This window comes from Ruegeria sp. ANG-S4 (assembly GCF_000814005.1).
GTDB lineage: Bacteria > Pseudomonadota > Alphaproteobacteria > Rhodobacterales > Rhodobacteraceae > Ruegeria.
This window is the reverse complement of the sequence record NZ_JWLK01000001.1, coordinates 547975-572633: the sequence shown is the minus strand read 5'-3', so window position 1 is coordinate 572633 and position 24659 is coordinate 547975. Positions and strand designations below refer to the sequence as shown.

Here is a 24659-nt window from a genome sequence, read left to right as displayed (position 1 = left end):
GCGACCAGACCAGCGTTTTTAGTCCGCTGTTCCGATCCACAATTTTGAGAATGACCTAGCGCACTCTCATACGTCCAATGATCGCGCGATGAGTTCTTTCATAACCTCGTTGGTTCCGCCGTAAATCATCTGAACCCGGGCGTCTGCGTAAAGTCGTGCGATCGGGTATTCTGTCATGTAACCGTACCCGCCAAAAAGCTGCAAACACTCGTGCATCACTTCGTTTTGCACTTCGGACCCCCAATATTTGACCATGGATGCTGTCGCTGCATCCAGTTCGCCCGCCTCCAATTTGGCTATACAGTCGTTGACGAAACTGCGCAGAACTTCGGCTTTCGTCTTGCACTCGGCGAGTTTGAAGCGGGTGTTCTGGAAATCCATGACCCGTTGACCGAACGCCTTGCGCTCCTGAACGTATTTCACGGTTTCCGCGATCGCAAAATCAATGGCTCCCAGCGCCATGATGCCAATTGTCAGCCGCTCCCACGGCAGTTGTTTCATAAGTTGATAAAACCCTTGCCCTTCTTCGCGCCCCAGCAGGTTGGTCATGGGCACTTTTACGTCTTCGAAGAACAGCTCGGCCGTGTCGTTGGCTTTCATCCCTAGCTTTTTAAGGTTGCGACCCCGGCGAAAGCCGTCGGCGCCTTCGGTTTCCACCACAATCAGCGAAACACCCTTGGCGCCCAAGGACATGTCAGTCTTGGCGGCGACTACGATCAGATCCGCCGACTGACCATTGGTGATGAATATCTTTGAGCCGTTGAGGCGATAGGAATTGCCATCCTTGTCCGCGCGTGTCCGAACCGCCTGAACGTCCGAGCCGGTACCGGGTTCGGTCATTGCGAGTGCGCCAACCATTTCGCCCGAGGCGAGCCTGGGAAGCCACTTCAGCTTTTGTTCTTCGCTTCCATACGTGTCTATGTAGTGCGTCACGATTGACTGAATGCCATAGCCCCAGCCCATGTCGCCGCGTGCGCTTTGTTCATAAAGCGTAACGGCGTCGAAACCCATGCCACCGCCCACGCCACCATGTTCTTCGGCAATTGATCCAGCCATCAATCCGGCCGTCCCTGCATCTTGCCAAAAGGAACGATCCACAATGCCTTGTTCGATCCATGTCTCCACGTTGGGAACCAACGCATCGTCCATGAACCGACCAGCCATTTCGGCAAACATCCTGTGTTCATCGGTAACCCAGGCGGCGGAACTGGTAAAAAGAGACATATTGACCTCGAAGCTGGTGTGATGGTTAACCCTAACCGTCGCGGTATGTTCTTCCAATCCACGTCGAACACGATTGAGATGCAGCGACGCAACGTTTTGACATCTGATCCGATGCGAAACTTTCCTTGCTACGACACAACGGAAAATCAAACCACACCCCTTGACCTTCCCGTCACTGGAACCCTCATATAGCGCTGTGAAGTAACGCCGAGGCGAGTCGAATGGGCGCAGCACACAAAAGCCAAATCAAAGTTGAGGGTATGAACTGCGCCTCGTGCGTCACACGGGTAGAATCCGCCCTGCGCGGTGCGCCGGGCGTCACGGACGCCACTGTTAACTTGGCGACCGAAACCGCGCAGGTGTCCTACGATGGCGGGTTTGCAGGGATTGCTGAGGTCTTGGCGCATGCAGGTTATCCAACAACTTCGAACCAGACCCGCTTGAAAATTGAAGGCATGAATTGCGCTTCATGTGTCGGGCGGATCGAAAACGCCCTGCGCGATAGCACTGGCGTTATCGAAGCGAATGTGAACCTTGCGACCGGATCTGCGACCGTCACCTATGCGCAAGGCACGACAAGCCCTTCTGATCTCGCGGCCGTTGTGACAGCAACCGGTTACCCTGCCCATCCGATACAGACCGCCGAAGCCACCCGCGATGACAGCACCAAGGCCAATGAAATTCACGCGCTGACCCGAATTACCTTGGTCGCCGCGGCGCTTGCTCTGCCGGTCTTCGTTCTTGAAATGGGCAGCCATTTGATCCCGGCTTTTCACCACTGGGTTCATGTGACCATTGGAACTCAAGCCAGCCACGTGATCCAATTTGGGTTGACCAGTATTCTCATGATCGGTCCGGGACGGGTCTTTTACGCCAAAGGCGTACCGTCGCTTCTGCGTGGCGCGCCTGACATGAATGCGCTGGTGGCGCTGGGAACCAGTGCCGCTTACATCTTTTCTGTCATCGCAACATTCGCACCGCAATTGTTGCCGCAGGGCACCGCAAACGTCTATTTCGAGGCTGTGGCGGTCATTATCGTCCTGATCCTTCTGGGCCGCCTGCTGGAAGCACGCGCCAAAGGCCGAACCGGTGCCGCGATCCGCAAGCTAATGAGTTTGCAACCCAGCACGGCCCGCGTCTGGCGCGACGGGTCTTGGCAGGATGCGCCCATTTCCAGCATCAAGGCAGGAGACAAATTAACAATTCGTCCGGGCGAACGTGTTCCGGTGGATGGCGCGGTTCTGGATGGCACATCCTATGTTGACGAAAGCATGATCACGGGCGAGCCGGTTCCGGTCGGTAAAGCACCAGACGATCAGGTTGTCGGGGGAACGATGAATGGCACCGGCGCATTGCGCATCCGTGCTACGCATGTCGGGGCGGACACTGTGCTGGCCCAGGTCATCAGGATGGTCGAGCAGGCGCAGGGTGCGAAGCTGCCCATCCAGGCCTTAGTCGACCGGATCACGCATTATTTCGTGCCCGTTGTGATTGCTGTCGCGATTCTGACTGTGTTGGTTTGGTTGATCCTGGGGCCAGCGCCCGCTTTGCCACTGGCATTGGTCGCTGGCGTTTCAGTCCTAATCATTGCCTGCCCCTGCGCGATGGGCCTTGCCACGCCGACCTCGATCATGGTCGGAACAGGCCGCGCCGCCGAGCTTGGCGTTTTGTTTCGAAAAGGCGACGCGTTGCAGAACCTGCAACGGGCTCGGGTTGTCGCTTTTGACAAAACCGGGACGCTGACGCAGGGGCGACCAGAATTGTCGGACGTAATCCCGGCGGCCGGTTTTGACCGCGCGCAGGTCCTCCGGCTTGCTGCGGCGGTCGAATCACAGTCGGAGCACCCGATTGCCCACGCGGTCACCCGCGCTGCACCGGGAACCCTTCCGCAAGTCACCAAGTTCAGCTCTCACACAGGTCAGGGCGTCAGTGCCGAGGTTGAGGGGCGTTCCATCCTGATCGGCTCTGACCGGTTCTTGTCCGAGAGTGGTATTGATTGTGCCAAACTCGCGGACGCGGTCGAGCATCATGCACAGGCGGGTGCCACGCCACTGTTCTTTGCGATTGACAAGCAAGCCGCAGCAGCTTTGGCGGTGTCGGACCCCATCAAACCCGAAACAAAGGCCGCGCTTGATCAGCTTAGGGATCAGGGCCTCAAACTTGCAATGATCACTGGCGACAACTCAAAAACCGCCGACGCACTGGCCCGAAAGCTGAATATCAACCATGTGACTGCCGAGGTTCTGCCCGAAGGCAAACAAGAGGCGATAGCGGAACTTCAAAAGCAATATGGCGTGGTGGCATTTGTTGGTGACGGGATCAACGATGCGCCAGCGCTGGCAGCTGCGAACACTGGCATTGCAATTGGTACCGGCACGGATGTGGCCATCGAAACGGCTGATATCGTCCTGATGTCAGGCGATCTTGGCGGGGTGGCGCGCGCATTTGAGATCAGTCGCCGTACGATGCGGAACATCCGTCAGAACCTGGGTTGGGCATTTGGCTACAATGTCGTTCTGATCCCGGTCGCGGCGGGCATTCTGTACCCATTTGGCGGTCATCTTTTGTCACCGGCATTGGCGGCCGGGGCCATGGCCTTGTCCAGTGTCTTTGTCGTCTCGAACGCGCTGCGTTTGCGCCGGATGCGGGCGACTTTGCCAGACGGTGAAACGCCGCTGAACACGCAGGAGGTTACCTCGTGAACATTGGCGACGTTGCAGAAAACACAGGTCTACCGGCAAAGACAATCCGGTATTACGAAGATATCGGACTGATCAAGCCGATGCGGGACGGCAACGGCTACCGACGCTTTCGCGATCAGGACGTCCACAAACTGAACTTCCTTGGGCGCGCTCGGGCGTTGGGATTCACGATAGAAGACTGCCGCACATTGCTTGCGCTCTACGAGGACGAAACCCGCGCCAGCGCTGATGTAAAACGTGTCGCACGCGAACACCTGACCCAGATCGAAGCCAAGATTGCTGACCTGAACGCGATGCGCGGCACGCTGAGCCATTTGATTGATGCCTGCGCCGGAGACGATCGGCCCGATTGTCCGATCCTCAAGGATTTGGGTGGTAAGTCCTGAAGCGGGGTTGCCCTTTCGCCCGTCCTTTGCTTTGTCAGAGCCAATCAGCCAGGTGGTCGGTCGCCGACGATTGACCGCCGGACAGCGGAGGAAATTTCTTAATGGCAAAGATTGCGTTTCTTGGTTTGGGCGTAATGGGATACCCCATGGCGGGTCATCTTCAGGCTGCTGGTCATGACGTGACCGTTTACAACAGAACGCCCGCCAAAGCCGACAAATGGGTCGCGCAATACGGTGGCGCGGCGGCTTCGACCCCCAAGGAAGCGGCACAAGGTGCCGAGTTTGTCATGTCATGCGTTGGCAATGACGATGATCTGCGCGCGGTGTGCACGGGCAACGATGGTGCTTTTCACGGGATGTCCGAAGGCAGCATATTCGTCGATCACACCACGGTTTCTGCCAAGGTCACACACGAGCTTTTTGCAACCGCAGCCGCCCAGGGGATCGCATTTGTTGATGCTCCGATATCGGGCGGGCAGGCCGGGGCCGAAAATGGGGTTTTGTCGATCATGTGCGGCGGGGATCAAACCGCCTATGACACGGCTGAGCCGGTGATGCAGGTCTATTCCAAAATATGCCGTCGCATCGGAGACAGCGGCGCGGGCCAAATGACCAAGATGTGCAATCAGATTGCCATAGCCGGCTTGGTACAAGGGCTCAGCGAGGCGCTGCATTTTGCCGAAAAGGCCGGGCTTGATGGGCGCTCTGTTGTCGAGGTTATCAGCCAGGGTGCCGCGGGCAGTTGGCAGATGGTAAACCGCTATGAAACCATGCTGGACGATCACTTCGATCACGGGTTCGCCGTGGATTGGATGCGCAAGGATCTTGGGATCTGCCTTGATACTGCGAACGAGACCGGGGCATCGCTGCCCGTGACCGCGCTGGTCGATCAGTTCTACAAGGACGTTCAGAAATTGGGTGGCGGCCGCTGGGATACGTCATCGCTCATCAAGCGGCTACGGGCATTGGGCTGACACATGACCACGGCTTTGGATCATTGGGCGGCAGCGCTGCGCGGTCACTGGGGATTGGACGCCCGATTGTCTCAGTTGGACGGTGAATACGATCTCAACTTTCTGGTCGAGGCCACAAATGGTCAGGACTATGTTCTGAAAGTCATGCGCGATGGATGCGACACCGCGCTTGTCGACTTGCAGATCAAGGCCCTTGCACACATTGCAGACGCCGCGCCCGGCCTACCGTTTCCAAAGGTTGTAAAAACCCTGAATGGCGCTGAGTTGCCCGAAATCCCGGACGAAGACGGACGCGCCCGCTTGGTCTGGCTGCTTGAGAGGTTGCCAGGGCGAAGCTATGCCGCTGCCGAGCCCAAGTCGGACGATCTGATCCTTAAACTCGGGCGCGTTCTGGGTGCAACCGACCGCGTTCTTGAGTCCTTTACCCACGACAGTCTGAACCGACCGGATTTCAAATGGGACCTGATGCAGGCCGGGTGGATCGCCGACTGCTTGGATGCAATTGCCGACCCAAGCAGAAAGGCTCTTCTGTCAGAGATCGTCCAAAATTTTGACGCCGTTTCGGATAAATTGGACGTTTTGCCGAAACAAGCGATCCACAACGACGCAAACGACTACAATATTCTGGTGGTGGGCGAACTTCTGGAGCGCCGGAATGCCTCGGGCCTCATCGACTTGGGTGACATGTGCGCGGCCCCCCGCGTGTGTGATCTGGCCATTGCCGGGGCCTATGTTGTTCTGGACCACCCAAAGCCGGAACGCGCCCTTGCTGCCTTGGTTCAAGGCTATCACGCTTCAAATCGGCTGCGTCCCGAAGAAGTGGATCTGATCTGGCCGTTGCTGCGCATGCGGCTTGCGGTCTCTGTCGTCAATTCGACGCTCATGGCCGTTGAAAACCCAGATGACCCCTATGTCACGATTAGTCAGACCCCTGCCTGGCGTTTCCTTGAACGGGACGATGTCAACGGCGATCTGATGTCCGCGCGGCTGCGCGCGACCTGCGGCCTGCCGGTCGTAGACGGAGCCGAGCGTATCCACGCGTATTTGACCGAGCATCGCGGGCAATTTGCCGAAATGTTTGCCGCGGATCTGTCCGAAGCGCCGATGGGTTCGCTGTCTGTCGAGAACTCCACTTGGCCGCAGAATCCTTTTCACATGCCATTGGACGAGGCCGCCCGGGTCGGCGAGGAGTTCGGAGAAGGTATTTGGCTGGGCTACTACAACGAGCCGCGATTGATCTACGCCGAGCCTGGTTTCCGCAAGGGGCCCTGGAAAGCATCTGACCGGCGTACCGTGCATCTGGCTGTCGATGTTTTCGCGCCCGCCGGAACAGTTCTGCATGCTCCGATGAGCGGACGTGTTCAGGTGGTTGAAAACCGGGATAATCACCTGGACTACGGCGGTGTCATCATCCTGCACCACGAAACGCCCCAGGGCGATCCGTTTTATACCCTCTACGGTCATCTCGACCCGGAAGTTTGCGATAGATTGAAACCCGGCGATCCGGTGGCCCAGGGCGCAGCTTTTGCAAAGTTGGGCGACGCCACCCAAAACGGCGGTTGGGCCCCGCATGTCCATTTCCAGCTGGCGCTGTCGACCGCCGGGATGCAGGCTGATTGGCCAGGCGTCGGCGACCCGGACGACATGGATTTGTGGCACGCAGTTTGCCCGAACCCTGCGGCCCTTTTGAACCTCCCGGATGAGAAAGTGTTTTACCGTCCGACAGACAAACGAACGATCGTTGAAGGGCGGCGGGAACACTTTGGCGGGAACCTGTCCCTGACCTATGACGACCCGGTCATGTTGGTCCGCGGGTGGAAGCATCACCTGTTTGACGAATGGGGCCGCCCCTATCTGGACGCGTACAACAACGTTCCCCATGTCGGCCACGCGCACCCCCGCATTCAAGCGGTGGCTGCAGACCAACTCAAGCGGATAAACTCGAATACGCGCTATTTGCACCCTGCCCAGACGGCCTTTGCCGACAAGGTACTGTCAAAGCTGCCGGATCAACTCAGCGTCTGTTTTTTTGTCAATTCGGGTACCGAGGCCAACGAACTTGCGCTGCGACTGGCCCGGGCGCATACCGGAGCCAAAGGGATCGTTACCCCGGATCATGGCTACCACGGCAACACCAATGCGGCTGTGGCGATATCGGCCTATAAGTTCAATAAACCCGGCGGTGTTGGCAAAGCGGATTGGGTTGAGTTGGTTGAGGTCGCCGACGAATATCGTGGCACGTTCAGGCGCGACGATCTGGACCGCGCCCGCAAGTATGCTGACCTTGTTGACCCCGCAATCGCGGCTTTGCAAGACAGGGGGCATGGCCTTGCGGCTTTTATTGCTGAAACGTTCCCTTCGGTCGGCGGACAGATCATTCCCCCCAAGGGCTATCTGTCTGCAGTGTACGAAAAAATTCGCGCCGCCGGAGGCGTCTGCATTGCCGACGAAGTTCAGACAGGTCTGGGACGGTTGGGCGAATTTTACTTTGGTTTCGAACATCAGGGCGCGCTGCCGGATATCGTTGTGATGGGTAAACCCATTGGCAACGGGCATCCCTTGGGCGTCGTTGTCACGACCCAAGAGATCGCAAACAGCTTTGACAACGGGATCGAGTTCTTTTCGACCTTCGGCGGATCAACATTGTCCTGCCGCATCGGCAAAGAGGTTCTGGATATCGTGGATGACGAAGGGCTGCAGGATAACGCACGTCTGATGGGCGCCCGTCTGATGTCAGGGTTACAGAAGATCGAGGCGGACTTTGATCGCGTCGGCGACGTACGTGGAATGGGTCTGTTTCTGGGCGTCGAACTTGTCAATCCGGACGGATCCGAGGGCACGGAAATCTGCGCCTATGTCAAAAACCGGATGCGCGACCACCGAATTTTGATCGGCAGCGAGGGTCCGAAGGACAATATCTTGAAGATCCGGCCGCCACTCACCATCGAACGTGATGACGTGGACATGATCTTATGGGCGATGCGCAGTGTTCTGTCTGAAATCGGCGACTATACCCCCGCGCTGAAATGCGATCATGATCATCACCATGCCGGGTGCGGGTGCTGCTAAGCCGCACAAACCTACTGCAAAACGAAACCCCGGCAACGATGCCGGGGTTTGTCCTGCCGATCAGTGCAATACAGCGGGGGAAGCGTGATGTCCCGTGGTCGGCATGGGGGTGCTGGCGGTCATTCGGCGCAAAGCCATCCCAAGCTCTTCGGACAATGAAGCCAAGGCCGGGGCATAATCCGGCCGAACAATCAATGACGCCATCATCATGGCATCTTCACGGTCACCATCGGCGGCGGCGGCGATCATCTGCGCAAAGCAATTTTCATCCGCACCAAGGCATCTGCAGTCCAACCCATGCCGGATCAGCGGCCTGCGTCCATGATTGAGACACAGTGCGCACAGACGATCCAGCGTCAGCATCGCCGCCCTGCCCCGGTCAGCGCCCAACGCGATATCGAAGTCCTTGGCCGCATCTTTGCGGCCGTGCGGCCCTTCGCCCCAAAGGCGCAAGTACATGACCGCGCCAGCCTCGATCGGGGTCAGATCGGCCAATCGCCCGACCGCAGCTCCGCCGCGCATCGAATGGGCCCTCATTTCGTCAGGATCAGTTTTCCGGCGCGGGTTATGCGCAGCGTGTATAGCTGGTCGCCCAATTCGATATGCGCAAGATTACCGCCATTTGTCAGGTCTTCGGCCTTATGCGATGGCAACATCGAAACCGCATAGCTTTGCGACGGTGTGGGGTTCTGCGCGTTCATGGGTCACTTCTCCAGAAGGTGGGTGGCGAATGGCCGTGTCCAATAGTTTTCCTGATCTGGCTGACCCTGAAACGGGTTGGCTTTCTGTTCGTTGGCAGTATTCTGATAAAAATAGTAAGGTATGTCAAGCGCAGGAATCTCCGACCATCACCGGACAATGGCTTGCACCGGTTCTGGGTGCAGTTTAGGCGTTGAATGGCAGGCAACTATGGCAGGAACGGCGATGTCCGCAGTGGTGATTTTCGATCTGGACGGGACGTTGGTGGACAGTGTCGCCGATCTTGCCGCAGCGGCAAACCGGATGCTCAAGGAACAAGGGGTGGACCCGCTTCCGACAAAAACGGTTCAGCGATTCGTTGGCAACGGTTTGCCCAAATTGGTGGAGCGGGTCATGCGGCATTGTGATCTGCCCAGCGCACGGCATGCCGAACTCACGCAGAACACATTGCAGCACTATTCCGCTGCACCCATCAGCGAATCGACCGTTTACCCGGGCATTCCAGAGGCTTTACAACAACTGCGCGATTTGGGCTGTGCCTTGGGCGTTTGCACCAACAAACCAGAGGCGCCCGCGCGGCACGTACTGGACGCATTTGACCTGTCGCCCTTTTTTGGCCACGTGGTCGGTGGCGACAGCCTGAGTGTCCGTAAACCTGACCCGGCGCTCTTAACTGCTTGCGTTAGTGGACTTTCTCAGGCCGGGCCCACGATCTTTGTTGGGGATAGTGAAGTCGATGCCGAAACCGCGCAGCGCGCAAAAGTTCCGTTCCTTCTGTTTTCACAAGGCTATCGCAAGTCGCCAGTCGCCGAAATTCCGCACCGATTTTCCTATGACGACAGCGCGGAAATTCCGGCTTTGGTTCAACAGATCGTGCAGGCCGAAACGCGACCGGCATAACCTCAAAAAGAGAGAGGGGCCGGCCAAGGGGGTTAGAGCCAGCCCCTCATCGGGGGAAATAAAGTGAAAGTGGTTGGGCCGCACTCGGCCCCTGATTAACAAAAAGTTAACTCATCTGGTCTCGGCGCGTAATTGGGGGATTCCCGTAGTGCCTGTGATTTTTTGGGTTTACCCAATGTTTATTGGGCTTTCCGATACAGCTTCGCAGGCACCGATGGTCAGAAATTCACATTCGCATCGGGTCAGTTTACCCGGACGGACTGGGCAGCTTCGATTACCTGTCGCGGACGTTCCAAAAGACTTCCGAACCCTTGGATAGGCTCCGCGATGTTCAAAATCTGCAGTGTTTGAAACAACATCGCCTGGTTCGAGCTGATCACCGGCTTTCCCAGAGCCTGTTCAAGCTGATCCAGAACCTCAACGCTGCGCATATCCGTGCAAGATAAAACGACCACTGTGGCATCTGGATGATCCGCGCGCAGACCCAGATCATACACCATGTCAGGGAGCAACGCGCCCTGCCCTTCATTGTCCAGTTCTTCGGCCATTTCCGAGCGTTTGAGTGTTTCAAAGCCCGTTTTGGCCAGGAACTGGATTGCCATGTCATTGATCGCCGGCACGTATGGCGACGCAAAACCAATCTTGCGCGCTCCCAGAAAATGCAGTGCGTTAACAAGTGCCCCTGCCGCCGTGACCGTTTCGGCGCCGCTTGTGGCCTTGATCTGTTTTGCCAACGTCCGATCGAATTCCGGGCCGTGAGTCAGCGTGGCCGAGGTGCATCCGTACAAAACAACATCCGGGCGCGCGCCCATCAGCAGTGCAAGCGGGTCACCCAGATCGGCAGTCCCGAGGCCGTGCATCTGCGCTTCATCCGGTATCTCGTCCGCATCATACCCCCCCATACGCGCAAAGTGCAGCGAAACGCCATCTGGCCGCATCAGCGCCATATCAGGTTCGAGATTTGTGTTTGTGAATGGCACCAATACACCTAAACGAGCGCGTCCTCTGGACGGGGTCATCAGCGGGTCTCCGTTTTCCATTTGATCAGCGACGAAATTGCCGTTTCGTTATCGTGTTTGGCTCCTACGGTCATACGCAGCATATGCGGCAAGCCTGCGCCACCCTGAGGCCGGAGAAAGATGCCTTTATCTCGCATTGCTTCATCCGCCTGTTGCGCGGATTCAGGGTCGCCCATGTCGATCAGCAAGAAATTCGTGAAACTATCCGTCAGGCTGAACCCCGCTTTGGTAAGCGCCGTTGCTGCATCGTCACGCAATGCAGCCGTGATCCGGCAGGTCTCGCGCATGTAGTCGTGATCCAAAACAGCCGCGACGGCCGCCGCCTGCGCCGCCGCGCTGATGTTATTTGGGTTCATGACTTTGCGCAGCTCTGCTGCGATGCGTTCTGGAAACAGACCCCAGCCAACACGGAACCCCGCCATTCCGTAGGCTTTGGAAAACGTACGCAAAACAACCGTGTTTCCCTCTTGAACCATATCGAAATTCGTCTCGTTCAAAGGGTCGGCAAACTCGCCATAGGCCTCGTCCACAACCAGCAGGATGTCATGTCGCAAATTGTCTCGAAGGCGGCGCAGCTCGGCCTGCGGTATGCGGGTTCCAGTCGGGTTTCCCGGGTTGGCGAGGAAAACGACGCCCGTGTCGGGTGCCACCCCATTCAGCAAAGTGTCGATGCTGACCGTCGTTCCGCGCTCTGGAGCGATATCGAAGCGCGCGCCAGACATCTGCGCTGCCGATCTGAAAAAGGGATAGGCGTGGGCTGGCGCAAGCACGGACCGACCGGGACCCGAGAATACCCGCGCAATGCAGCCTATCAGGTCCAGGGACCCGTTGCCGCACAAAATGCCGTTGGGGTTCACTCCATGTTGTTGCCCCAACACTTCACGCAGCTCGGACCAGTCCGGGTCCGGGTACAGCATCCCGTTGCCCAGCACTGCAGCCGCCGCTTCGACAGCTTTGGGGCTGGGTGGTCGCAGGCTTTCGTTTTGCGAAAGCGAAATCAGCGGAACGCCATCGGGTGGAGCCAGCCGAGCCAGACTATAGGGTGCCATACTCGCAATATGGGGTCTTGGCACGGTCATTTGCCGTCTCCGTAATCACATTCGACACCTTCAGCGCTGACGAGGCCAGCCTCGACATCCTGTGCCAATGCTTCCGGACACCGTTCCGCTGGTGGCCCGTACCCTCCGCCGCCAGGCGTTTCAAACACCAGCGTTTGCCCGGCCCCCACGCGAAGCTCGCCCTTGCCCGGCAGGTCCGGTCCATCGTGACCGATCCGAACGCGTCCAGCCGCACCATCCTGACCACCAAACCGACCCTTGGCGGCGTTTCGAATGCGCTCGACCGAAAGGAAGACCATGAAATCCCTGTCGGATGCCGCGCTTACCTCGATCCTTTGGCCCAACCCGCCGCGATATTGGCCCGCACCACCAGAATCAGGCCTCAGCTCGCGGCGTCGAAACAGGACCGGCGCGGCGGCCTCGGTGGTTTCGATCTGACTGCCCCAGACGCCGCTGGGAAAGGCGGTGGCCGACAACCCATCCAATGTCGGACGCGCGCCGGTGCCGCCGTTGAATACCAATTCCAGCGCGAACGGCGCTTCTCCGCGTTCGACTGCCTCGGGAACATGCCGTAGCGGCAGATCATACATGCACGAGGCCCCCTCTGCTGGCACCAGATCAGGCAAGGCTTGTGACAAGCAGCCGTAAACCAGATCCGGCGTCATCTGCCCAAGCGTGTGGCGCATGGCGACCGGGGCCGGCGGCTGGGCGTTAAGAATACATCCCTTTGGACCGATCACGCGAAACGGCTCCAAAGAGCCTGCATTATTGGGGATGTCCGAGCCGATGACGCATCGCAACGCAAAAACCGAGTAGGCCGCAGCATAGTTCAACGGAACGTTGATACCTTTGTTTGTGCAATCTGCCGTGCCCGCGAAATCCAGTAAAACTTGGTCTTTCTCAATCGTGAGTGCGGCGCGCAGTTCTATCTCTGAACCATACCCATCAACGGTCAGGACATGGCGCCACGTCCCCTGCGGCAACTCGGAAATGGCGTCGATTGTTCCTTTGCGCGAGGTTTCGATGATGTACTCCGACAGTTCGGCCAGGTCCAGAAGCCCGAACTCGGCCATCATCTGCGACAATCGGGACGCACCAGCCTCGCAACAGGCGATCAGCGCATAGATGTCGCCCTCATTCGCGATCGGTTCGCGCGAGTTGGCCTTGACGATATCCAGCAAAAGGGTGTTGATCTCGCCCCGATCCACCAGCTTGCAAGGCGGGATAAGTAAACCCTCATCATAGATATCCGCGCCCTCAGGCCCCATGCCCAATCCGCCCAGATCAATCAAATGAGACGTGCAGGAGGTGAAACCGACAACCTGACCATCGAAGAACACCGGCATCATCAAAAGAAAATCGTTCAGGTGACCCGAGGCGATCCACGGATCGTTTGTCATGTAGATGTCGCCGGGCAGCATGTCCTGAACAGGGAAATGTCCCCGCAGTGTCTTTACGGCCTCGGCCATCGTGTTGATATGCCCCGGTGTGCCGGTCACAGCTTGCGCAATCATACGACCGTCAAAGTCGAAAATGCCGGCCGAGATATCGCCGCATTCGCGCACAATCGGGCTGAAGGCCGCGCGGACCAGGGCCTGCCCCTGTTCCTCGACAACAGCCAGCAGCCGGTTCCACATGACCTGCAGACGGGTTTGAGGTGTTGTCATGTGCGTGCCTCCGCAAGTTTGGTCAGCCAGATGTTCCCGGTGCTGTCTATTCGCGCATCATAGTCTGCGCTGACAAGCGTGGTTGTTTGCGGTTCGATGATCAGGGCGGGGCCCTTGACCAAATCGCCGTCTGTCAGCGCGGCACGTTCGAACACACCGGCCTTGCACCAATCACCCGTGACGTCGCACAAAATGTCGGTTGTCTCCGACGGCTCGATGTACCTGCCTTCTTCCTTTTTCACGTATTTTGGCGGGGCCATGACAGGGGCAGACACGGTCAACCCCCAGTTCATGATCTCGATAGTCATTCCCGGTACGGTGCGATTGAATTGACGCCGATATTCGGCTTCGAAGTCATGGCGTAAGTCCGACAGGTCTGGGGTCGTCAAATTTCGGTCGGGCAATTCAACCTCAATTTCGTGCCCTTGTCCGTGATACCGCATGAACGCGACACGACGCGCGTCAAGCGGTCCATCCGGTGCGCCAGCGCGCACCACACGTTCAGCCTCGTCCCTTAGCTGATGGAAAAACGCGTTCATTTGGTCGAGTTCCAGCGCATCGAGGGTCGCGTACCGGGACCGGATAATCTCAAAAGAAACCGGGGCGAACAGAAACCCAACGGCGGACCCGACACCGGGGTCCCGCGGGATCAGAATTCGCTCTGCCTGACAGCGGCGGGCAACACGTGTTGCATGCAATGGGCCGTTGCCGCCAAAGGCAATCATCAAACGGGCCTGTAGATCCTTGCCCGACTCAACAGCGTGCATGCGACCGGCGCTGGCCATGTTCTCGTCAACGATTTCACTGATTGCAAATGCGGCTTGATCCGCTTGCAAGGACAGGCCTTGTCCCACGTGATGCGCCAGCGCGGTCTCAGACGCGTTCTTGTCGATCTGCAACCGCCCTTCGGCAAAGCGGGTCGGGTCGATCAATCCCTGGGCGATGTCGGCGTCGGTGACTGTGGGCTTACTGCCGCCCTTGCCAAACCCTGCCGGTCCGGGATCAGCGCCCGAGCTGTGCGGCCCAACGGCCAACCGGTTCAATCGGTCGACGCTTGCGATCGATCCTCCGCCAGCGCCGATTTCGATCATCTCGATCACGGGAATGCGCACAGGCATGCCCGAGCCCTTGATGAACCGTTCAGCCCGCGAGATTTCGAACTTGCGCGCGGTCTGAGGACGATAGTCATCAATCAGGCATAGTTTCGCGGTTGTGCCTCCCATATCGAAGGACAGAACCTCGGTCTCGCCGACCTCCCGGGCGATCCGCGCGGCCAGTATGGCACCGCCGGCCGGGCCAGACTCGACCAAGCGAACGGGCAGCTCTGCGGCAGTCTGCACCGTGGTCATCCCACCCCCGGCCGTCATCATCAGAATGGGGCATTCCAGACCTTCCGCCGCAAAACCCGACGCGAAATCCGCGAGGTATGTCGCCATCAGCGGCTGAATGTAAGCGTTGGCGATTGTCGTGCACAGTCGGTCGAATTCACGCGCCTCGGGGCTGACCTCGTGACTGAGAGAAATGACCAACCCCGGCATCCGTTCGCGCAACAACTCGCGCAAACGCAGCTCGTGCGCGGGGTTCGCATAGGCGTGCATCAAGCATATCGCGACCGCATCGCACCCCAGCCGTTGGATATCGGCGGCAAGCCCGTCAACGGCACTTTCGTCCAGCGGTGTGCGCTCTTGCCCCTGCACGTCCATGCGTCCTCCGATCGTCAAGGCACGCGTGCGCGGAACAAGCAGATCCGGCTTGACCAGGTTGATCGCATATTGGGAATAGCGCCTTTCATAGGCAATCTCGAGAATATCGCGGAAACCTGCGGTGGTTATCGAAGCAACACGCGCCCCGCGACGTTCAATCAGGGCATTTGTTGCCAAGGTCGTTCCGTGGATCATCCCGGTAATCTGTCGCCATTCCCGACCAACCATCGCCAAAACGCGGCGGGCGCCTTCCAACGCACCAAGCGCGGGTTGATTGGGCGTGGTGGCTGTTTTGTTCGTGGCCAGGATCCGAGACGTGCCCTGGACGAGCACCGTGTCCGTGAATGTGCCACCAATATCGATTGCCATACGCAATCCGAGGTCATTTTGCATGCACAGGTCTGTTGATTAAATCTGCAGGGCGGCCCAAAGGCCGATCGTCAAGCGGGTCGGCGCAGATGCCGCTTAGGCGACAAGATCCGCACCCGTGGCGCGGCGCATCATTGGGTTGGACACAACGATCAGCATGATCCGTTTCCTTTGCCTTGCAGAACGCAGCTTTGCACGAGTTGGACCAAGCCCGTCAACAAATTCCTGCTCTGGGGCGTCCTTCCATCAATCGGGGGGAAACCCACGAAGAAAGCCGCGGTCGACGCGCGGCGACAGTCAGAATTGCCCGAAGGGACTAAAACACACGATAAAGTGTTTTTTTGATAGGTTCGAGAACCGCAGATTTGCTAAGCGCAAAACTTCTAACTCAGCATTCGTTCGGAAACATCTTCCAACAGGTCATGCAGATCGAACTCGCCGCCTTTGTCCGCCAGACCTTGATTGTGCAGAATAAACGAGAGGCCGTGAACAAAGCTCCAGAGCAGAAAACCACGGCGGCGAACATCTTCGGTGATTCCCGTCTCTCCGCGACATTTTGCGACTTCCGACAATAGAATTCCAAAACTCTGTTGCCCGCCTTCTTCCAGCCGGGGATCGGAAATCCGATCTGTGAACCCCCCGAATTTGAGGCGAAAGATCCCCGGCTCATTCAGGGCGAACGCAACGTATTCCATGCCTATCGCTGTAATCCGCTCTGGCGACGCTTCGGGAATGCCTTCCAGGGCCGCCAGCATGTTCGCGCGGTGTCGCTGCATACCTTCAAGAACGACAGCAACCAGCATTTCTGTCTTATCTTTGAAGTGTTTATAGGGTGCCGCAGTGGAAACTCCGGCCAGTCTGCACGCGTCGGACACGGAAAAACTGTCGGGTCCTTTGCTTTCGACCAATTGTCGGGTCGCTTCGATCAATGCCGCGCGCAGATCGCCGTGATGGTAGGCTTTCTTGCCCACCGGCTGGCCTTCAAACTGGGTGCCTGTTGTCGAAATGTTTTTTGTGGTCGTCATGATCCAAGATGTGGCAGATCACGTATCACTTGTCAAAGTGAGAACTTCTAACATATGTTAGAGACACTAACTTGATGAGGTCCCCAAATGCCGAATCCTGATATTCCGTCTTCTCCCGTTGCCAAGCGAAGCCTGATTGCGCGCCTCTTTCATGGTGGGATTCGGCTTGGACTGACAATCTGCGTCATTGCCGTCGCAGCAACTGCGGTTTACTTCGGTTCATCCGAATTGGCCCGAAGGGCGGACGCGGTACCTGCCCCGGATGCAGCAGCCGTGACGCCGGTGTCCGTAACACCGATCACGCAAGAGAATACTTATATCGTTGACCGTGTCTTCATCGGTCAGGTTGAACCTCAACGCTCTGCCGATGTTTCGTTCGAGCTGAATGGCAGACTGGAAGACATTCTGGTCGATGAAGGCGACGAAGTTGCCAAAGGCCAGTTGCTGGCCACACTGGATATCGCGTTGCTGGAGGTCGAGCGTGATCGTCTCACCGCCTCGCGCGATGCGATAGCGGCTCAATTGGATTTTGCCCAGAAAACCGTCGAGCGAAACGCAAAGCTCATCGAACAAGGATTCACAAGCCAGGCGCGATTGGACGAAGCTGTCGCCTTGCAAGACGAGCTGCTGTCCAGAATTGGTGAGCTGGACGCCGCGCTGCGCGATGTCACGGTCCGCATTGAAAAATCCAGTATCGAGGCGCCTTTTGCGGGTCAGATCACTTCTCGTCACGTCGATGGCGGAGAGACGCTGCGCGCGGGCGAGCTGGTGCTGGGCATGGTCGAGGTTGTTTCGCCGCAGGTGCGGATCGGAATCCCACTCGATGTGGACCACACGCTTTTGTCCGATGTCGAAATCGAAATAGCAGGTACCAACTACCGGGCAACTCTTGCAACTCTGAGGCCAGATATCGATCCGCTGACGCGCACCCGGACGGCGTTGTTCGATCTGGAAGACGGGCTGGATGTGGCCTTCGGGCAGACCGCACGCGTGCATGTCAACGATCCTGTCGAAGGGGCCGGGACATGGGTACCCACAACATCGCTCAAGGAAGGCTCGCGCGGTCAATGGACCCTTCTGGTTGCGGATGCGCAAAAGACGGTACGCGTCGCAACCGTCGAAGTGCTTCACGCCGAAGATGAGCGCGTTTTTGTCAGAGGCGTATTTCCGGATGGCACCGTTCTGATCGACCAGGGCCCGCAACGTGTGACCGTCGGTCAGCGCGTGTCATTCGACGACGGTCAGTGAGGGAGACGCGCCATGGAAACCCTCACCTTTCGTCACCCCAGACTGGTCGCGCTGATTGTTTTGGTTTTGGTCTCTGCCGGCCTGTCGTCATTCCTGTCACTGGGTCGGCAGGAGGACCCAACAATCACGAACCTTTTCGCGACCGTGACAACCCAGTTCCCGGGCGCAGATCCCGAGCGGGTCGAAGCCCTTGTAACCGCTGAGATCGAAGAAGAACTTCGAAAAATCGCCGAGGTCGACGAAGTGAGTTCGGTGTCCCGATCCGGCGTTTCGGTGGTGTCGGTGGAGTTGCTGGAAACATTGGACGAGGCAACTATCGAACAGGTCTGGGCCGAAGCGCGCGACGCGGTCGATGACGCAACGCAGAGTTTTCCAGCCGGGGTTCTTCCGCCCGAATTCGACGCCGAAGGTATCTCAGCCTATTCCGCGGTCATCGCGGTCGCGGCGGACGATGCGGACTATCCGGTTACGTTGCTTTCGCGTCATGCCGAAGCTTTGGGCGACCGGTTGCGGGCCATCCCCGCCACACGCGCAGTGGATTACTTCGGTCAGCCTGAAGAAGAAGTTCTGGTCAGTGTGGATATGGACAAGGCGGCCGCGCTGGGGCTGAGTGCTGCCGAGATTTCCCGGCGCATTGCCGAAGCGGATGGAAAGGTTCAATCCGGTCGGCTGCAATCCGACGTCGATTTGACCATCAATATCAGCGGTGAAATCGAAACGCTCGACCGTTTGCGAAACATAGTCTTGCGGGAAAGTGACGACGGTGCAGTGGTCCAGTTGGGCGACATAGCCAGCGTGGACAGGGGCGCACGGAACCCGCAATCCTCAATCGCCTTTGCCAATGGCAGGCCCGCTGTACTGGTTGGGGTCCTGGCACAAGACGGCGTCCAGATCGACCGATGGACGGGTTTCCTGCGCGAAGAACTCGAAGCTGGCGCCGCGTCGGTCCCGTTGGGCATCGAAGAGCTTCTGCTGTTCGACCAAAGCCAGTACACAACTGATCGTCTGACAGAAGTCGGGATCAACATGGCCATCGGGGTGACGCTTGTCGTCGCCGTTTTGTTCATCACGCTTGGGTTCCGCGCCGCCGCCATTGTGGCCTTGGTTCTGCCCGTCGTGTCTTTGGCAACGTTGGCAACAATGAACATGATCGGTCTGCCAATCCACCAGATGTCCGTCACCGGTCTGATCGTCGCCCTGGGATTGCTCGTTGACGCGGCGATTGTGATGACCGACGAGATCCGGCGGCGCTTGCAGGAAGGGATGGAGCGTATTGCCGCTGTGCGGGACGCTGTTCGCCGTCTGGCCGCGCCGCTATTGGCGTCGACTGTTACAACAGCCCTGGCCTTCATGCCGATGATCCTGCTGCCCGGTCCTGCCGGTGACTTCGTCGGTGCCATCGCCATCGCCGTGGTTCTCATGCTGGTTTGGTCGTTGTTCGTTGCGCTTACTGTCACGCCTGCAATTGCCGGGTGGGTCCTTTCTGACAGAACCGACGCCGGTATGCTCAGCCGGGGTATCAGCATCCCCCCGCTTGCGCGATTGTTCGAAGCTTCCATCCGCCTGTCCGTTGCCAACCCGGTTCGATCCATCGCGCTCGCACTGATCCTGCCGGTGCTCGGCTTTGCCGCGTTTCCGACGCTGACAGCGCAGTTCTTTCCCGGCGTGGACCGAAACCAGTTCTATATCGAGGTCGATATGCCGGGCGGAACATCCATCGCCAGCACGGAAGCAACCGCGCGGGAAATCGATGAGATACTGTTGGCCGACGCCGGTGTCACCAGCGTGTATTGGACGGTTGGAGAGTCTGGTCCGGCATTCTATTACAACATCGTCGGCAACCGCTCGCGCGAGCCGGGGTTCGCGCAAGCCATGATCACCACCGAGACCGCTGACGACGCCGCGCGGCTTGTGGGGGCATTGCAAAGCCAGCTGGACACGGATTTCCCGGACGCGCAGATCATAGTGCGAAATCTTGTGCAAGGCCCCCCGGTCGCAGCGCCGGTTGAGGTGAAAATTCAAGGGCAAGACATCGCCGTACTTCGCAATTTGGGTGATGAGGTGCGGTCGATCATGGCCAACTTAGACCTGGTGACCCAAGCGCGGGCCAGCGTCAACGGCGGGAACCCTCAGATCCGGTTTGAAATCGACGAGGTCAAGGCGCGTTTGCTTGGGCTGGACGTCGCTGACATCGCAGGTCAACTGGATACCGCGCTTGTCGGGATTACCGGCGGATCGCTGATCGAAGGGACCGAGCAACTGCCGGTTCGCGTTCGGCTGGGCGACGAAATCCGCTCGGACCTTAGCACGATCGTCAGCATGCCCATTCTCCTGCCAAACGCGGCGGCGGCCTCGGCAACCGGTGTCTTTCCGGCTGTTCCACTATCAGAGTTGGCGGAGCCCATCATCGAACCTGCGGAAAGCGTCATAACCCGAACGGACGGCGTGCGCGAAAACACGATTCAGGCGTTTATTGTGCCCGGCGTTCTGCCTGAAGAGGCGCTTGGGGATGTGTTGACGGCACTTGATGCGTCCGGGTTTGCGCTGCCTTCAGGCTATACGATGTCGCTGGGTGGAGACAGCGATGCGCGGTCCAATACCGTGGGAAATCTGATGGCCTCGGTTGGATTGATCGTCACATTGTCGATCGCGACGATTGTTCTGACGTTCAACTCGTTCCGCCTGACGCTGGTGACTTTGGTTGTCTGCGTTCTTTCTGCCGGGCTTTCCATGCTGTCGCTGGCGGTCATGCAGTTTCCCTTTGGCATTCAGGCCATCATTGGTGTGATTGGTTCGATCGGCGTTTCTATCAATGCCGCCATTATTATCCTGACCGGTTTGCAACAAGACCCTAAGGCAAGTCGCGGCGACCGAAATGCGATGGCGCGGGTCGTCACCGGCTCGAGCCGGCACATCATCTCGACCACGGTGACAACGTTTGGTGGTTTCCTTCCGCTGATCCTTGGCGGTGGCGCCTTTTGGCCGCCTTTTGCCGTGGCGATTGCCGGAGGGGTCTTGTTGTCGACCGTAGTGTCGTTCTATTTCACACCGCCGGTGTTTGCCCTTGTTTACCAGGGTAAGTTCAAACGAACGCAGATGTTTGAGTCTGATAGAGCGCAACCAAGCAAATCAGTGGTATCGCTGGCAGCAGAATGAGGCTCTTGTTCACCTTCGATCAAGAGGAGCCCTGATGTTGCAATGGAGGCAGCACTTAAGTGCGAGTCAGCATACTCAAAACTGCCAGGTTAGCCCCGTCGCGTTTTCGGATACTTTCCAGAGTCTAGTCATGACCGCCTTGTCACATGCGTGGGCGTGAAGTGTGCCTCGACCAACCGGGCCGACAAACTCCAAAAAGCCGGTAGGGCCGTAAAGCGCGCGTTGATCCAAACCAGCCGCCGTCGCGCACATGACTTCGGGCCACGACCCTTTCTCGGCCGATTGCACGATTGGCAAAACCGACATGATGCCAAACATGACGCGCGTTTTCAGATCGGCACTGGTTTTGACAAGGGACGTGCGCGAAGCGCCGGGATGACAGACATAAACCTCGACACCTGTTTTGCCAGATTCGACAAGCCTGTCCTGCAACTCGTAGGCAAACATCATCTGCGCCAGCTTGCTTTGACAATACGTGCGGTTTTGGTGGTAGTTCTTGTCCCAGTTCAAGTCATCGAACTGGATCGTCTTGATCCCCATGTTGTACCCTAGGCTGCTGACAACAACGATCCGTCCTTTCGACGCCTCAATCCGTTCAAACAAGAGCCCGCATAACAGAAAGTGGCCGTAGTGGTTGGTGCCAAGCATGCTTTCATGACCATCCTCGGTAAACCGCTGCGTTGGCACCTGGGCGATTGCAGCATTGCAGATCAGGGCGTCAATACTTGGGACGGTCCTTTGGATTTCCGCTGCGGCTTCGCGCACGCTTGCGAGCGAGGCGAGATCCATTCTGACGAAACTCACTTCTGCCGTTTCACCGAATTCGTTCTTGAGGTTCGAAATGGCGGCCTTCGACTTCTCGACCGAGCGGTTCAGCATGACGACTTTGGCGTCTTTGCTCAAAAGCGTCCGGGCCGCCTGATATCCGGCGCCTGCGTTGGCACCGGTGATCAAAAAGGCTTTTCCTTTAAGGTTGCCGAGGCGTTCCGGTGTCCAGCCTTTGGGTCCAAATGTCGTGTCCGGCATGGCCTAATTCCTTATTCCATCTGCGTCTATGAGCTGCTATTTCGGAAATGCAATTATGTCTCATTGGCGTGCATGAATAGATCATTTTGCCTCTAATTTTTGCCCGATTGTATCAGAGCTGTTGAATGAGCCATTATGATGCGCTTTGATCGACGCATGCACAAAGACGAGATCAAACAGCTGATCATGGGCCAAGCTGGCGAAGATGGTCTGACGGAAACCGGTATCAAAGGCGTACGTCTGTTTCGGGCCACTCAAGCGATTCCTTGTGTACCAGCCGTCTACGAGCCTTGTGTCGTAGCCATCGTAGCCGGGGCAAAAGAGGCCGTGTTGGACGGGCGCAGATATTTTTATGACGACACCAAATATCTGTGCTGCCCAATGTCGCTGCCGGTGAAGGCGGGCACACCTTCCGCGTCACCCCAAAACCCGCTTTACGGCGTTCTAATCTCGTTGGACACACGCGTGATGTCCCACCTCGCTATGGAGATGGAAAACGCCGGAGGCACCCTGCCCCCGTTTAATGGTACACTACGCGACCAGAGCATCCGGCTTGCAAGGTGGGATAACGACTTCACCGAAGCACTGCTGCGGCTACTGCGCCTCGGGGGCCACCAAACCGATACAGCGATCCTGGGAGATGGGCGGTTGCAAGAGCTGTACTATGCGATCCTGAAAGGCGAAGCAGGCATGTTCGCAAGGCGGGCCTTTGGCGCAGGAAATGCAATTGCACGGTCTATCGCGCATGTTTCAGCCCATTTGGGTACGCCGATGTCCATCGACGATTTGGCGGCACATGCAGGCATGAGCCGCGCCGCATTTCATCGAAAATTCAAACAAGTGACGACCATGGCGCCGATCCAATTTGTGAAAACCATGCGCCTGAACAACGCGGCAATGATGATTGCCGGAGGTGTGTCCGTGAACCAGGCGGCGATGGACGTAGGCTATGTCAGCCCCTCTCAGTTCAGCCGCGAGTTCAAACGGATGTACGGCCAATCCCCTCGGCGTTGGGGGGACGCTCAAAAACCACCGATGGGTATTGCGTGATACTGCCAAACGCTGACGCGCTGCGCGCAGAGTTTGGCATCCCACGGAAGTCGCCAAACCTATTGACGGTCAAGAATGGCCCTGACCGTATCGATCGCAGAAAACGCCGCGCCATGCACCGTGGATTGGGCCTCGCCCCCCAATGCCTCACCCGCGAAATAGAGCTTGTTCGAAACCGGCGACAGGATGTCATGTATGTCCGACGATCCGAAGTTGGACATCGAATAACTGCCTTCTATGAAAGGCTCCTTGGTCCAGTTTTGCGCCTGCGCTGAAACGAGGCTTTGGCCTACGACATCGCCAAACATCTCTTCCAGTTCCAGCAAAACGTCCTGGACCAACTCTGGCCGGCTCAGGGCAGACCTTGGAATTGGCGTGTCCCAAGCCGTAAAAAGCCCCAAAAGGTTTTCATCCGTGGGCTTGCCGAAGGCCGCGTCATAATAGGTTTTCTCATTCCAGCCATCGGACAGCGCACTCAGCCGCGATCCTTCAAACAGAATGTCGGGATAGAAACGCTCACGGAATTTCATGAAGACCTTGAAGCCAACACCGAACTGGATGTTACGAAGCTCTTTTAACCGCGCCTTGGTCGCCGCAGAAGAGATTATGATCTGCCCCGTTTGCAAGATCGAGAGCGGCGCTGTGACCAGCACTTTGTCGGCTTGAAAAACCTGTCCCGAAATTGTCCGCACCGCAACGCCATCACCACTCAGATCGACGAGGCTTACCGGAGTGTTCAAACGAAGCGTGTCTTTGACACTTGGCAGCACAAAGCGCTCAAAGAAGCCGTACCAGGTTGTGTCATAGAACTTTACCTCGGCGTAGGCATGACGCAGCAGGTTGAAATCACGCAGCCGCCCGTTCTGCCAGAACTGGTAGGTTTCCGGTCGGTACTCAAGGGTTGCAATGCCCAGCGTGTCTGCCCCCTGACCAATGATCTCACCCAACACCGTTGGGTCGTCGTGAATCCATTCTGCGCCAAGGTCCAATGGAACATCACAGAAGCCCGAAAGCCGCCGAATCCGCCCGCCCCACCGATTTGACGCTTCCAGCAACTGCACATCAAGTCCCGCGCGCCTCAGGTGGTAAGCCGCCGTTAAGCCGGCGGCTCCGGCTCCGACAACCACAACACCGTTAGGCCGCCCCGCCCGCAAGATGTTTGGGCTTGCCGCTGCAAAAGCCAGCGTCGCGCTTGTGAATCTTCTTCGATTGATCATTCAAAAACCATCACATCCCAACAGAGCGCGGGTCAATGCATGGTGCAGCGCAGATAGTGTGCCTTAAGGCTACTGCCAATCCGGCAACCAAAAACCTGGCTATAGGATCAGATCAACACCGATATCGAGAAAACTCAACAAACGGCGTCATTAGAACCGCCTTGCCG

The 24659-nt window shown here is 57.7% G+C and carries 18 protein-coding genes; 8 read left to right on the top strand and 10 right to left on the bottom strand.

Annotated elements, in window-relative coordinates; translation table 11 throughout:
* Positions 1–66: 66 nt before the first annotated feature.
* Entirely contained in the window at positions 67–1224 is a 1158-nt protein-coding gene (locus RA28_RS02990) for an acyl-CoA dehydrogenase family protein (RefSeq protein ID WP_039523632.1), read from the bottom strand.
* Between the two features lie 221 nt (positions 1225–1445).
* Between RA28_RS02990 and RA28_RS02985 the strand changes: the two genes are divergently transcribed.
* The 4 genes from RA28_RS02985 (at position 1446) to RA28_RS02970 (ending at position 8355) form a co-directional block, all read left to right on the top strand.
* Positions 1446–3926, top strand: a complete 2481-nt coding sequence (locus tag RA28_RS02985) for a heavy metal translocating P-type ATPase (RefSeq protein ID WP_039523630.1) — start codon at positions 1446–1448, stop codon at positions 3924–3926.
* Positions 3923–4312 (top strand): Cu(I)-responsive transcriptional regulator, encoded by a 390-nt coding sequence (gene cueR, locus RA28_RS02980; protein WP_039523628.1) that lies wholly within the window; start codon positions 3923–3925, stop codon positions 4310–4312. Before RA28_RS02985 ends, cueR begins: the two co-directional genes overlap by 4 nt.
* Before the next feature lie 101 nt (positions 4313–4413).
* Positions 4414–5286 (top strand): NAD(P)-dependent oxidoreductase, encoded by an 873-nt coding sequence (locus RA28_RS02975; protein ID WP_039523626.1) that lies wholly within the window; start codon positions 4414–4416, stop codon positions 5284–5286.
* A 3-nt stretch (positions 5287–5289) separates the two neighbouring features.
* A complete protein-coding gene (locus RA28_RS02970; RefSeq protein ID WP_193747342.1) occupies positions 5290–8355 on the top strand; it encodes an aminotransferase class III-fold pyridoxal phosphate-dependent enzyme in 3066 nt (1021 codons plus the stop codon).
* Positions 8356–8415: 60 nt separating this feature from the next.
* On the opposite strand, the gene RA28_RS02965 is transcribed toward RA28_RS02970, so the two are convergent.
* Both RA28_RS02965 and hemP read right to left on the bottom strand, forming a co-directional pair.
* The gene (locus RA28_RS02965) at positions 8416–8877 is read right to left on the bottom strand and encodes a hypothetical protein (RefSeq protein WP_241481050.1); all 462 of its coding nucleotides are present in this window, start codon (positions 8875–8877) and stop codon (positions 8416–8418) included.
* An 11-nt stretch (positions 8878–8888) separates the two neighbouring features.
* The gene (hemP, locus tag RA28_RS22395) at positions 8889–9056 is read right to left on the bottom strand and encodes a hemin uptake protein HemP (protein WP_082029707.1); all 168 of its coding nucleotides are present in this window, start codon (positions 9054–9056) and stop codon (positions 8889–8891) included.
* A 223-nt stretch (positions 9057–9279) separates the two neighbouring features.
* Here hemP and gph point away from each other — a divergent pair, with 223 nt between their 5' ends.
* Positions 9280–9954 carry a phosphoglycolate phosphatase gene (gene gph, locus RA28_RS02960; RefSeq protein WP_039525607.1) on the top strand — a complete coding sequence of 225 codons (675 nt, stop codon included), beginning with the start codon at positions 9280–9282 and terminating at the stop codon, positions 9952–9954.
* A gap of 242 nt (positions 9955–10196) precedes the next feature.
* Here the strand turns inward: gph and RA28_RS02955 are convergent, their stop codons facing one another.
* The 5 genes from RA28_RS02955 to RA28_RS02935 all read right to left on the bottom strand — a co-directional run bounded on the left by RA28_RS02955 (position 10197) and on the right by RA28_RS02935 (position 16795).
* Positions 10197–10973, bottom strand: a complete 777-nt coding sequence (locus RA28_RS02955; RefSeq protein ID WP_052261336.1) for a maleate cis-trans isomerase family protein — start codon at positions 10971–10973, stop codon at positions 10197–10199.
* Positions 10973–12052 carry a pyridoxal phosphate-dependent aminotransferase gene (locus RA28_RS02950; protein ID WP_039523622.1) on the bottom strand — a complete coding sequence of 360 codons (1080 nt, stop codon included), beginning with the start codon at positions 12050–12052 and terminating at the stop codon, positions 10973–10975. Before RA28_RS02950 ends, RA28_RS02955 begins: the two co-directional genes overlap by 1 nt.
* Positions 12049–13698 (bottom strand): hydantoinase B/oxoprolinase family protein, encoded by a 1650-nt coding sequence (locus tag RA28_RS02945; RefSeq protein WP_039523619.1) that lies wholly within the window; start codon positions 13696–13698, stop codon positions 12049–12051. Before RA28_RS02945 ends, RA28_RS02950 begins: the two co-directional genes overlap by 4 nt.
* Positions 13695–15770 carry a hydantoinase/oxoprolinase family protein gene (locus tag RA28_RS02940; RefSeq protein WP_241481049.1) on the bottom strand — a complete coding sequence of 692 codons (2076 nt, stop codon included), beginning with the start codon at positions 15768–15770 and terminating at the stop codon, positions 13695–13697. Before RA28_RS02940 ends, RA28_RS02945 begins: the two co-directional genes overlap by 4 nt.
* Positions 15771–16153: 383 nt before the next feature.
* Complete coding sequence (locus tag RA28_RS02935) at positions 16154–16795, bottom strand: TetR/AcrR family transcriptional regulator (protein WP_052261245.1); 642 nt, start codon at positions 16793–16795, stop codon at positions 16154–16156.
* Positions 16796–16882: 87 nt separating this feature from the next.
* Between RA28_RS02935 and RA28_RS02930 the strand changes: the two genes are divergently transcribed.
* Both RA28_RS02930 and RA28_RS02925 read left to right on the top strand, forming a co-directional pair.
* Entirely contained in the window at positions 16883–18043 is a 1161-nt protein-coding gene (locus tag RA28_RS02930; protein WP_052261244.1) for an efflux RND transporter periplasmic adaptor subunit, read from the top strand.
* A gap of 12 nt (positions 18044–18055) precedes the next feature.
* Positions 18056–21199 carry an efflux RND transporter permease subunit gene (locus RA28_RS02925; RefSeq protein ID WP_039523614.1) on the top strand — a complete coding sequence of 1048 codons (3144 nt, stop codon included), beginning with the start codon at positions 18056–18058 and terminating at the stop codon, positions 21197–21199.
* Between the two features lie 75 nt (positions 21200–21274).
* Here the strand turns inward: RA28_RS02925 and RA28_RS02920 are convergent, their stop codons facing one another.
* The gene (locus RA28_RS02920; RefSeq protein ID WP_039523612.1) at positions 21275–22225 is read right to left on the bottom strand and encodes an SDR family oxidoreductase; all 951 of its coding nucleotides are present in this window, start codon (positions 22223–22225) and stop codon (positions 21275–21277) included.
* Positions 22226–22360: 135 nt separating this feature from the next.
* On the opposite strand from RA28_RS02920, the gene RA28_RS02915 reads away from it, so the two are divergent.
* Positions 22361–23275, top strand: a complete 915-nt coding sequence (locus tag RA28_RS02915; RefSeq protein ID WP_241481048.1) for an AraC family transcriptional regulator — start codon at positions 22361–22363, stop codon at positions 23273–23275.
* Between the two features lie 59 nt (positions 23276–23334).
* On the opposite strand, the gene RA28_RS02910 is transcribed toward RA28_RS02915, so the two are convergent.
* Positions 23335–24492 carry a flavin monoamine oxidase family protein gene (locus tag RA28_RS02910; protein WP_039523609.1) on the bottom strand — a complete coding sequence of 386 codons (1158 nt, stop codon included), beginning with the start codon at positions 24490–24492 and terminating at the stop codon, positions 23335–23337.
* Positions 24493–24659: the final 167 nt, after the last annotated feature.

What these genes read in the sequence shown, in the direction of transcription:
- RA28_RS02945 (WP_039523619.1), bottom strand. Translation starts at nt 13,698, where the DNA reads ATGACAACACCTCAAACCCGTCTGCAGGTCATGTGGAACCGGCTGCTG.
- RA28_RS02925 (WP_039523614.1), top strand. Translation starts at nt 18,056, where the DNA reads ATGGAAACCCTCACCTTTCGTCACCCCAGACTGGTCGCGCTGATTGTT.
- RA28_RS02955 (WP_052261336.1), bottom strand. Translation starts at nt 10,973, where the DNA reads ATGACCCCGTCCAGAGGACGCGCTCGTTTAGGTGTATTGGTGCCATTC.
- RA28_RS02990 (WP_039523632.1), bottom strand. Translation starts at nt 1,224, where the DNA reads ATGTCTCTTTTTACCAGTTCCGCCGCCTGGGTTACCGATGAACACAGG.
- RA28_RS02910 (WP_039523609.1), bottom strand. Translation starts at nt 24,492, where the DNA reads ATGATCAATCGAAGAAGATTCACAAGCGCGACGCTGGCTTTTGCAGCG.
- RA28_RS02915 (WP_241481048.1), top strand. Translation starts at nt 22,361, where the DNA reads ATGATGCGCTTTGATCGACGCATGCACAAAGACGAGATCAAACAGCTG.
- RA28_RS02930 (WP_052261244.1), top strand. Translation starts at nt 16,883, where the DNA reads ATGCCGAATCCTGATATTCCGTCTTCTCCCGTTGCCAAGCGAAGCCTG.
- hemP (WP_082029707.1), bottom strand. Translation starts at nt 9,056, where the DNA reads ATGAACGCGCAGAACCCCACACCGTCGCAAAGCTATGCGGTTTCGATG.
- RA28_RS02940 (WP_241481049.1), bottom strand. Translation starts at nt 15,770, where the DNA reads ATGGCAATCGATATTGGTGGCACATTCACGGACACGGTGCTCGTCCAG.
- RA28_RS02950 (WP_039523622.1), bottom strand. Translation starts at nt 12,052, where the DNA reads ATGACCGTGCCAAGACCCCATATTGCGAGTATGGCACCCTATAGTCTG.
- RA28_RS02985 (WP_039523630.1), top strand. Translation starts at nt 1,446, where the DNA reads ATGGGCGCAGCACACAAAAGCCAAATCAAAGTTGAGGGTATGAACTGC.
- RA28_RS02975 (WP_039523626.1), top strand. Translation starts at nt 4,414, where the DNA reads ATGGCAAAGATTGCGTTTCTTGGTTTGGGCGTAATGGGATACCCCATG.
- RA28_RS02965 (WP_241481050.1), bottom strand. Translation starts at nt 8,877, where the DNA reads ATGCGCGGCGGAGCTGCGGTCGGGCGATTGGCCGATCTGACCCCGATC.
- RA28_RS02970 (WP_193747342.1), top strand. Translation starts at nt 5,290, where the DNA reads ATGACCACGGCTTTGGATCATTGGGCGGCAGCGCTGCGCGGTCACTGG.
- gph (WP_039525607.1), top strand. Translation starts at nt 9,280, where the DNA reads ATGTCCGCAGTGGTGATTTTCGATCTGGACGGGACGTTGGTGGACAGT.
- RA28_RS02935 (WP_052261245.1), bottom strand. Translation starts at nt 16,795, where the DNA reads ATGACGACCACAAAAAACATTTCGACAACAGGCACCCAGTTTGAAGGC.
- RA28_RS02920 (WP_039523612.1), bottom strand. Translation starts at nt 22,225, where the DNA reads ATGCCGGACACGACATTTGGACCCAAAGGCTGGACACCGGAACGCCTC.